We start from the raw sequence: 8,676 nt of genomic DNA on the forward strand, positions 1-8,676 counted from the left end.
GGAAGACCGATCTCTACTTGATCGATTCTGTCCACCGGGGGAAACCGCCACCAGATGCGCCGACCCCTAGCGCCCCCTATCGCGAAGCGGCCTGGAGGAATGCGGCGAGTTGGCTTCTGCGGCGCAGGCCGAGTTTGCGATAAATGCGCGTCAGATGCTGTTCCACGGTGCTCACCGTGATGTACAGCCGGGTGGAGATCTGTCGGTTCGACAGGCCGCGCGCGGCGAGTTCGGCGACCTTGGCCTCGGCCTCGCTGAGGACCGCGCGGTCCGGCGCGAGGGAAGCGAGGTCGGCCTTGGCACGTTCCGCCTCCGCCGTGTCACCGGCCTCTCGCAGTACGTCGCAGGCCTCTTCGAGCAGGGTTCGGCGCTGCTCCGCGGGGCCTGCCAGGGCGAGCAGCCGCAGCGCGGCGCCCCGGGTGCGGGTCGGCGCGGCGCCCGACAGCGCAAGCTGCTCGCGGGCCAGCCCTGCGGCCTCGGCCCGCTCGCCGAGCGCGAGCGCGGCATGCCCGGCGCCGATCCGCCAGGGGGCGAGGCCCGGCAGGTCGATGCCCCAACGCCGCATTATCGCGCCGCATTCCCGATAATCGGCCAGGGCTCGGGCGGCATTTCCGGAAGCCGCGTGGAATTGGCCGCGCGCCGCGAGATAATGCAGCCCGGCCGGCGTTTCCCACATCGCTTCGGGAACGGGGACCGCGAGATATCGGATGACGTCCTCGGTCATGCCGAGCGCCGTCTTCGCGGCGATCATCGTGGCGAACGGGACCCCTATCGCGACACCCCAGTCCCGCCACGGGATGTGCATGAGCGCGGTCCGCACGCACGCCGCCGCCTCGGCCGGGTCGCCGAGCCGCAGCGCCGTCTCCCCCCGGATCGCGGCGAACATCCCGAGCCAGACCGGATCGCAGTGCGCCGTCGTCTGCTCCAGCAGCGGACGGCACCAGCGCGCCGCCAGATCCGCCCGGTCGGCGTAGACGAGCGCGGTGAGCGCCCCGCCCAGCGACGTCAGCGCGTCCGTGCTCATCGGACAGGTCCCGAGCACCGCCTCGGCGTCCCGCACCGCGGTCTCGGCCGAGCCGGTCGCCAGCAGATCGCGCAGCACGTCGAATCCGGTCGCGCGCCCGTCCCCCGCCGCGGAGCCCGCTTCCGGAGCCGCCGAGCCGGCCGGCGTGCCCGCCGCCAAGGTCCCGATCAGCCCCGGGTACCAGACCGCGGCCCAGTCCCGGGCCCCGCCCGGACGCGGTCCGTCGTCGGGGCGCGTCAGCGCCTCCACCATCTCGCGCGGCCGCCCGGCCCGCACGAGATCCCACATCTTCTCTTCGCCGAACCTGTCCACGGCGGTCTCCGCGACCGCACTCACCACGCTCACAGTCATCCCTCACCGTTGCTTGTGACGCGAACGCCACCTGGCCTTCACCCGGGGCACCCCGCATCAGTGAGGGTTGCCGGCCAGCTAGCCGGGGCTTGACGCTGGCACTCCTTGCCGACACCACACATAATACATACTAATAAAGTAGGAAATACATGAATTTGGTCACGATTCCCGACCGGGCCGGGGGCATCCGCCATGCGGCGCACGCAAGGCGCGCGCACACGGGACGCACGGGGCGGTTGAGGGTCAAGGAGCACCCCGCCACGCGGGTACCTTCACGCGAGGGCGCCAGCCGCACGGGAGGCGTCGCACGAGGTACCCGCACGCGTCGGCGGGGTGGGGCGAGGTGCGCGGAGGTCCTCGCGGCGACGGGTCAGGGGGCGGAGCAGAGGAAGGACGTGGGCTTGACGTCCAGGGGGGAGGTGCCCGCCGGGGTGACGTCGGCGAGGGGGCCCATGGCGTTCTCGTAGCGGTACAGGGTGCAGGTGGTGCCCGCGGGCTCGGTGCGGGCCGAGGCCAGCTTGGCGGTGTAGGGGCCGGGGACCCGGTAGGGGGTGCCGGTGTCCACGCCGTAGCGGTCACAGGTCTTGTAGTCGGGTTCCTGGCAGAAGGTGATGGCGACGACCACGGACGGGGCGGGCGGCGGCGGGGTCGCGCGGGCGGGGGCGGCGGAGAGGAGGGCCGCGAGGGCGGCGGTGGTGAGGATGGGTCGGAGGCGCATCGAGTCCCTTCCGGTGGCTACGTAGAGCACCTAAGACGCTACGTGCGGCGACCGGCCGAGTCAATGCGGTCGACCCGTGTGACCTGGGGAAACGGCTCAGCGCGGGACGCCGGCGAGGGCGGGGTCGGTCGTCGCGGCGAAGGCCGGGAGGGCCAGAAGGCGGGACGTGTAGGCGGCCAGGGAAGGGAAGGCCGCCAAGGGCTCAGCCGAGAGGCCGTCGTGCGGGTTGGGCGCCGCGTCGTGGCGGACCAGGGTCACCCAGAGGCGGATGTCGGCTTCGGTGAGGGAGTCGCCGAGCAGGTACGGGGTCCGTGAGAGCGTCGCGTCGTGGCGGGCGAAGGCCCCCGCCAGGCGGGCGCGCGCGGACGCCGCCGTCGCCGGGTCCGCCGCGCGGGCCTGCTGCGCGGCCTCGTTGACGTCGGTCCGGATCTCCTCGTTGAGGACGTCGATGCGCGCGCGCAGGTGTTCGGGGTACAGCTCGACGGAAGGGTCCGCCCAGTGGGCGAACTGCGTGGCGAGGTCCAAGGTGATGTCCGGGTAGTGGTTGCTGACGATGCGGCGTTCCCGCGTGTCCCACAGGACGGGCACGGAGATGTGCCCCGGGTAGCCCGGCTCGGTGGCCTCGTAGGCTTCGCTCAGGTACCGGAACCCGTTGACGGGGTCGGCTCCGCGCCGCTCCCGGAACGCCCACCCGAGCGCGTCCCTCTCGTCGTCCACATACGACAGCCCGACGACGTCTTGGAGGCCGGCGAGTTCACGGACGATCGCGGCGCGCTGCGCGTACGGGCACGTCCAGGCCGCGTACAGGTGGTACCGCCCGGGGACGGCCGGGAAGAGCGGTGTGCCGAGACGCCCCTGGAAAGGGTAGACGGGCCGGCCAACCGCCAAGGAGGCCTGGACCCTTTCAGGGCCGTACGGGCCGTTCGCTGCGACGTCGGCGGGTGGTGCGTAGCTCACGGGTTGCCTCCTGTGCCGTGCCAAGCGCGCGCGAGCAGCTCGAAGGAGCGGACGCGGGCCGCGTGGTCGTGGACGATGGTCGTGACGAGCAGTTCGTCGGCGCCGGTGACGCGCCGGAGCGTCTCCAGCCTTTCGACGACGGTGCCGGGCGATCCCGCGAACTGGGTGGCGGTCCGGTCCACGACGAGTTCGAGGTCGGCCTCGCTCCACTCGTGCGCGGCGGCGTCGGCCTCGGTCGGGAACGGGATCGCCGCGCCGGTCCGGCGGATGCTGCGCACCCACAGCGCGTAGGGGGACGCGAGGCGGCGCGCGGTCTCGTCGTCCTCGGCGACGACGACGTCGGCGGAGACCACGACGTAGGGTTCGGCGAGCGCGTCCGACGGCTTGAACGCCGCCCGGTAGGCCTCGACCGCCTCCAGCACGTGCGAGGGAGCCACATGGTAGTTCGCCGCGAACGGCAGCCCCCGCTCCCCCGCGACCCGGGCGCTCTCGCCGCCGCTGCTGCCGAGGATCCACAGGGCGAGCTCCGCGCCTTCGCCGGGGTAGGCGTGGACCGGGATGCCCTCCGCGGTGCGGTGGTCTCCGGCCAGGAGCGCGGCGATCTCGTCGACCGTCTCAGCGAAGTCCGGGGTCTGCGCGCCGGGTTGCTGGAGCAGCGCGTAGGCCTTGTGCGCGTCGGAGAGCGCCAGCACGCCGTAGTCGAACGGTTTCGGGAGGAGCAGCCCGTCGACGGTCCGCTCCGCGCGCGGCGGCACGGCGCGGCGTGCGCCGATCTCGGCACGGGCCTGCCCGGAGCGCCCCAGCCCGAGGTCGATGCGGCCGGGGTGCAGCGCGTCGAGGGTGCCGAACTGCTCGGTGACGCCCAGCGCCGTCCAGTGCCCGGTCTGCACCGCGCCGGACCCGACCCGGATCCGGCTGGTCGCGGCGGCGACCGCGCCGATGAGCACCTGCGGCGCGGACGAGGCGACGCCGGGCGCGAAGTGGTGCTCGGCGAGCCAGTACCTGTGGTACCCGGCCTCCTCGGCCCTGCGCGCGAGGTCCACGGTGTTGCGCAGCGCGTCTCGCACGCTCCCCCCGGCCGGAACGGGCGCGAGGTCCAGGATCGACAGGGGAACGCTCATGGCCGCCTTCCGAAGGCAGGTTTGACAGGGTGTACGGCGCGTTCTCGCTGGTCGAGAACGCGCTGGGTCGCCGCGCGCCGGGTCCCGGCGACCCGCGGAGAACCGCCGGCCGCCTTCCGGCCCGGGAGCACCCGAGCGGTCGGCGTGCCCGCCGAGCGGACGGCGGCGCCCCGGGGCGTCGGGCGGGTCACGGGGCGGGGGCGTAGCGGTTGGCGGGGCGGGGCAGGCCGAGGCGGGTCCGCAGGACGTCCTCGGCGTAGGCGCCCCGGAAGGCGCCGCGCGCCTGGAGGGCCGGGACGAGGTCGCGGGTGATGTGGCCGAGGTCGCGCGGCAGGGCGCCGGGCCGCAGCCGGAACCCCTCGATCCCGGCCTCCTGCCAGGACAGGAGCAGGTCGGCGAGGGCGTCGGCCCGGCCTGCGTAGACGAAGGCGTCCGAGGTGAAGGGAACGCCGTCGAGCTCGTCGAGGGCGTCCTTGCGGTCGGCGGCGGCCGGGCCGAGGAAGACGACGAGGTCGGCGAAGACCTTGAGCGGCGCGCCCGTCCGGCCGACGGCGCGCTCGGCCTCCCGGACCGCGCCGACGATCGCGCCCGCGTCGGCCGGCGAGTGCGGCGTCACGTAGACGATGTCGGCCGAGCGCGCGGCGAACTCGTAAGGGACGACGTCGTGGGCGAGCGCCGTGATGAGCGGCTGCCCCTGCGGCGGGCGCGGTGTGATCGACGGCCCCCGGACGCTGAAGTGCTGCCCCTCGAAGTCGATGTAGTGGAGTTTGTCGCGGTCCACATACCTTCCACGAGCCGCGTCCCGGATGACCGCGTCGTCCTCCCAGCTGTCCCACAGCCGCCGGACCACCTCGACGGCGTCGGCGGCCTCCCCGAACAGCTCGGCGACGGCTGCCGCGGCGGCGCCCGTCCGATGGCCGTCCGGTGCGAACTCCGGGATCGTCCGCCGCCCGAAGTGCCCGGCGTCGGCGGCCTTCCCCGACACCTGGGGCCGCCACCCGGCCCGTCCTGACGTCGCGTGGTCGAGGGAGGCGATGCCGATCGCGACGTGGAAGGGCTCGGTGTGCGTCGTGCTCGTCGTCGGCACCAGGCCGATCGCGGAGGTGGCCGCGGCGAGCCGGGCGGCGAGGAGCACCGCGTCGAGCCTGCCCCGCACCTGGTCGGTCCGCCCGTCCGGCCCCGCCCACCGCGACGACTGGACGGCGAAGGCGTCCTCGAAGGTGAGGAAGTCGAGCAGTCCGCGTTCGGCGTCGCCCGCGAGGTCGGCCCAGTACCGCGCGCCGAACAGCTCGGCGGGCCGGGCGAGCGGGTCCCGCCAGGCTGCCGGATGCCATCCGGCCCCGTCGAGCGCTGCCGCGAGGTGCAGGTGGGTCATGCGTCCTTCTCTCTTGAGGATGCGGCTCTCTTCAGGATCCGGACAGGCGGCGCGGCTCGGACAGGCGGCGCGGCTCGGACAGGCGGCGCGGCTCGGACAGGCCGAGGTGGTCGCGCAAGGTGGCGCCGGTGTAGTCGTCGCGCAGGGAGCCGCGTTCCTGGAGGAGCGGGACCACCCGGTCGACGAACGCGTCGAGGCCGGTCGGGGTGAGGTGCGGGACGAGGATGAAGCCGTCCGACGCCCGGTCCTGGACGTAGTCGTGCATCTGTGCGGCGACGGTGCCCGGCGCGCCGACGAACGTCTGGCGGCCGGTCGCCTCGATGACGAGTTCGCGGATCGTCAGCCCGCCGCGCGCCTCCGAAAGCTCCCGCCACTGCCGGGCGATGCCGAGCCGGTCGCGGCGGAACTGGGCGCGGCCCTGCGAGACGCCTTCGCCCGGGTCGGGGTCGAGGTCGGGAAGCGGGCCGTCGGCGTCGTATCCGGAAAGGTCGCGGCCCCAGATGCCCTCGACGAACGCGAGTGCGGTGGGAGCGCTCACCTGCGCGCGCCGAATGCGCGCGGCCTCCTCGACGGCTTCGGCGTCCGTGTCGGCGACGACGGCCGTCACCGCGGGGAGGATCTTCAGCTCGTCAGGGCGGCGGCCGTACTTGGCGAGGCGGGACTTCACGTCCTTGAAGAAGGCGCGGGCCTCGTCGGGGGCGTGGTGCCGGCTGAAGATGACGTCGGCGTCGGAGGCGGCGAACTCGCGGCCCTCCTCGGAGTCTCCCGCCTGGATGATGACGGGATGGCCCTGCGGCGGACGCGGTGTGCCGAACACCCCGGAGATGTCGAACTGGGGCCCTTCGTGCCGGAATTCGCCCTGCCCCGGGGTGACGAACGCGCCCGTCGCGCGGTCGGCGAGGATGGCGCCGGCGTCCCAGGAGTCCCACAGCTCGCGTGCCGTCTGGAGCATCTCCCTGGCCCGGTTGTAGCGGTCGGCCTCGGCGAGGTAGCCACCGCGTCGGAAATTCTCCCCTGTGAAGGCGTCCCAGCTCGTCACGACGTTCCAGGCGGCGCGGCCGTCGCTCAGGTGGTCGAGGGTGGCGAGGCGGCGGGCCAGTTCGTACGGCTCGTTGAAGGTCGAGTTGACGGTCGCGGCGAGGCCCAGATGCGTCGTCACCCCCGCGAGGGCCGCCAGGACGGTCAAGGACTCCGGCCTGCCCACGACGTCGAGGTCATGGATGCGGCCCTTCATCTCCCGCAGCCGCAGGCCCTCGGCGAGGAAGAAGAAGTCGAACTTCCCGCGCTCGGCAGTCCGCGCGAGATGCGCGAACGACGCGAAGTCGATCTGGCTGCCCGACGCGGGGTCCGACCAGACCGTCGTGTTGTTGACACCGGGAAAGTGCGCCGCCAGATGGATCCGCCTCATCCGCCCCCCTCGCAAAAGACCTACTTAAACAGTAGGAAATTAGGTATTAGTCCGTCAAGGGAATCCCCCACACGGGATGCCGGGTTCCGGGCGAAACGAGGGTTTTTTCGGGATCGCCCTACATTCCGGAAGGCTGTCTCGTCATAGGGGTAGAGACAGAGACGGGCGCCGTGGAGCGCCCGAAAGACAAGGGGTGACCATGCGTATCGCGGCGGCCGAGAGCACGCGGGCGGTCGGAACACAGGCCAGGCCGACCGGGCCGGGGCTGCGCGGCGGCGTCGCCACGCTCACCGGGCAGGACCGGTGACGGCGGCGGAAGGACCCCGGCCGGTCGCCGAGGAGCGGCGGGGGCTCCTCGACCTCGGCTACCGGATGCTGGGCTCGGTGCACGACGCCGAGGACGTCGTCCAGGAGACGTACGCGCGCTGGTACGCGATGGAAGAGTCCGAGCGGGAGGCGATCGAGCGGCCCGTCGCCTGGCTGACCCGGGTCGCGAGCCGGATCTGCCTCGACGTCCTCGCCTCGGCCCGCCGCCGCCGCGAGCGGTACACCGGCGACTGGCTGCCCGAGCCCCTGCCGGGCGCGGGCACCTGGACGAGCGCGGCGGCGGGCGGCGCGGCCGACCCGGCCGAGCGGATCACCCTCGACGAGTCGGTGTCGATGGGCATGCTCGTCGTCCTCGACTCGGTGACGCCCGCCGAACGCGTCTCGTTCATCCTGCACGACGTCTTCGGCGTCCCCTTCGCCGAGATCGCCGAGGCCGTCGGCCGAAGCCCTGCCGCCTGCCGACAGCTCGCCGCCTCCGCCCGGCGCAGGCTGGCCCGTGAACGCCCGTCGCTCAGTCCCGCCGCCGAGGACGCCCGGATCCTGGCCGCCTTCAAGCGCGCCTGCCTCACCGGCGACCTCGACTCCCTCACCGCCCTCCTCGACCCGGCCGTCACCGTCCGCAGCGACGGCGGCGGCAAGGCCAGCGCCGCGCTCAACCCGATCACCGGCGCCGACCACGCGGCCCGCTTCCTCATCGGCATCCTCCGCAAGGTCCAGGGCTACGGCGCGACCCTCACCGAGACGACCGTCAACGGCCGCCCCGGCGCCGCCATCACCCTCGGCGAGGAGATCCAGGGCGTCCTGTCCACCGAGACCACCGACGGCCGCATCAGCCGCATCTGGATCATCCGCAACCCCGACAAACTCACCCCCTGGACCGCCTGACCTTCCGGCCTCGGCGACCCCGAGGCCGGAAGGCCGTCAGGCGTCGATCCAGCGGGCCGAGGAGACGCCTTCGAGGTTCCAGCTGCGGATGCGGCGCGGGTGGACGCGGATGGCCTCAGCGCTGAGGTAGGAGGCGGCGGGGACCCGCTCGATGCCGGTGACGGCTTCGGCACGGCCGCGGATCTCGATGCCGCGGACCTCCCACGGGTCGAACGAGGCGATGTCGTCGACGACGAAGGAGACCTGGGGGTTGGTCTGGATGTTGGCGAATTTGCGGCTCTCGCCCATGTGGTAGCCGCTGATCTCGATGTAGCCGTCCTGCGCGTGCACCGTGAAGGCCACCGGGTTGTTCTGGACGGTGCCGTCGGGCGCGACCGTGGCGAGGCGGCCGAGGCGCTGAGACGGCAGATAGGCGAGTTCTTCCGGAGTGAAGGTCATGCGCCGAGCCTCGGTCCTCGACCAAGGTTGAGGTCAAGTCCCCGAAAACGGACGGCGGCGGCCGCCACGCTC

8 protein-coding genes and 1 riboswitch are annotated in these 8,676 nt (G+C 73.0%); of the genes, 1 reads left to right on the forward strand and 7 read right to left on the reverse strand.

What is annotated here, in order from left to right:
• Positions 1-76: 76 nt before the first annotated feature.
• The 6 genes from ACYVOM_RS12235 to ACYVOM_RS12260 form a co-directional block, all read right to left on the reverse strand.
• Complete coding sequence (locus ACYVOM_RS12235; RefSeq protein ID WP_460303420.1) at positions 77-1,369, reverse strand: response regulator transcription factor; 1,293 nt, start codon at positions 1,367-1,369, stop codon at positions 77-79.
• A 10-nt stretch (positions 1,370-1,379) separates the two neighbouring features.
• Positions 1,380-1,485, reverse strand: a riboswitch (SAM riboswitch).
• A gap of 260 nt (positions 1,486-1,745) precedes the next feature.
• Positions 1,746-2,093 (reverse strand): hypothetical protein, encoded by a 348-nt coding sequence (locus ACYVOM_RS12240; protein ID WP_460303421.1) that lies wholly within the window; start codon positions 2,091-2,093, stop codon positions 1,746-1,748.
• Between the two features lie 96 nt (positions 2,094-2,189).
• Positions 2,190-3,050 (reverse strand): glutathione S-transferase C-terminal domain-containing protein, encoded by an 861-nt coding sequence (locus tag ACYVOM_RS12245; protein WP_460303422.1) that lies wholly within the window; start codon positions 3,048-3,050, stop codon positions 2,190-2,192.
• The gene (locus tag ACYVOM_RS12250; RefSeq protein WP_460303423.1) at positions 3,047-4,171 is read right to left on the reverse strand and encodes an LLM class flavin-dependent oxidoreductase; all 1,125 of its coding nucleotides are present in this window, start codon (positions 4,169-4,171) and stop codon (positions 3,047-3,049) included. The genes ACYVOM_RS12245 and ACYVOM_RS12250 overlap by 4 nt, the downstream gene beginning before the upstream one ends.
• A gap of 187 nt (positions 4,172-4,358) precedes the next feature.
• Positions 4,359-5,546, reverse strand: coding sequence for an LLM class flavin-dependent oxidoreductase (locus ACYVOM_RS12255; protein ID WP_460303424.1), 1,188 nt, complete (start codon positions 5,544-5,546; stop codon positions 4,359-4,361).
• 31 nt (positions 5,547-5,577) lie between these two features.
• Positions 5,578-6,954 (reverse strand): NtaA/DmoA family FMN-dependent monooxygenase, encoded by a 1,377-nt coding sequence (locus tag ACYVOM_RS12260; protein ID WP_460303425.1) that lies wholly within the window; start codon positions 6,952-6,954, stop codon positions 5,578-5,580.
• A gap of 303 nt (positions 6,955-7,257) precedes the next feature.
• On the opposite strand from ACYVOM_RS12260, the gene sigJ reads away from it, so the two are divergent.
• Positions 7,258-8,166: an RNA polymerase sigma factor SigJ gene (sigJ, locus tag ACYVOM_RS12265; RefSeq protein WP_460303426.1), complete on the forward strand. Its 909-nt coding sequence runs from the start codon at positions 7,258-7,260 to the stop codon at positions 8,164-8,166.
• A gap of 36 nt (positions 8,167-8,202) precedes the next feature.
• Here sigJ and ACYVOM_RS12270 read toward each other — a convergent pair whose 3' ends face one another.
• Positions 8,203-8,604: a PPOX class F420-dependent oxidoreductase gene (locus tag ACYVOM_RS12270; RefSeq protein ID WP_460303427.1), complete on the reverse strand. Its 402-nt coding sequence runs from the start codon at positions 8,602-8,604 to the stop codon at positions 8,203-8,205.
• Positions 8,605-8,676 lie beyond the last annotated feature (72 nt).

The organism is Actinocorallia aurea (genome assembly GCF_054783995.1).

What these genes read in the sequence shown, in the direction of transcription:
- ACYVOM_RS12255 (WP_460303424.1), bottom strand. Translation starts at nt 5,546, where the DNA reads ATGACCCACCTGCACCTCGCGGCAGCGCTCGACGGGGCCGGATGGCAT.
- ACYVOM_RS12270 (WP_460303427.1), bottom strand. Translation starts at nt 8,604, where the DNA reads ATGACCTTCACTCCGGAAGAACTCGCCTATCTGCCGTCTCAGCGCCTC.
- ACYVOM_RS12260 (WP_460303425.1), bottom strand. Translation starts at nt 6,954, where the DNA reads ATGAGGCGGATCCATCTGGCGGCGCACTTTCCCGGTGTCAACAACACG.
- ACYVOM_RS12240 (WP_460303421.1), bottom strand. Translation starts at nt 2,093, where the DNA reads ATGCGCCTCCGACCCATCCTCACCACCGCCGCCCTCGCGGCCCTCCTC.
- ACYVOM_RS12250 (WP_460303423.1), bottom strand. Translation starts at nt 4,171, where the DNA reads ATGAGCGTTCCCCTGTCGATCCTGGACCTCGCGCCCGTTCCGGCCGGG.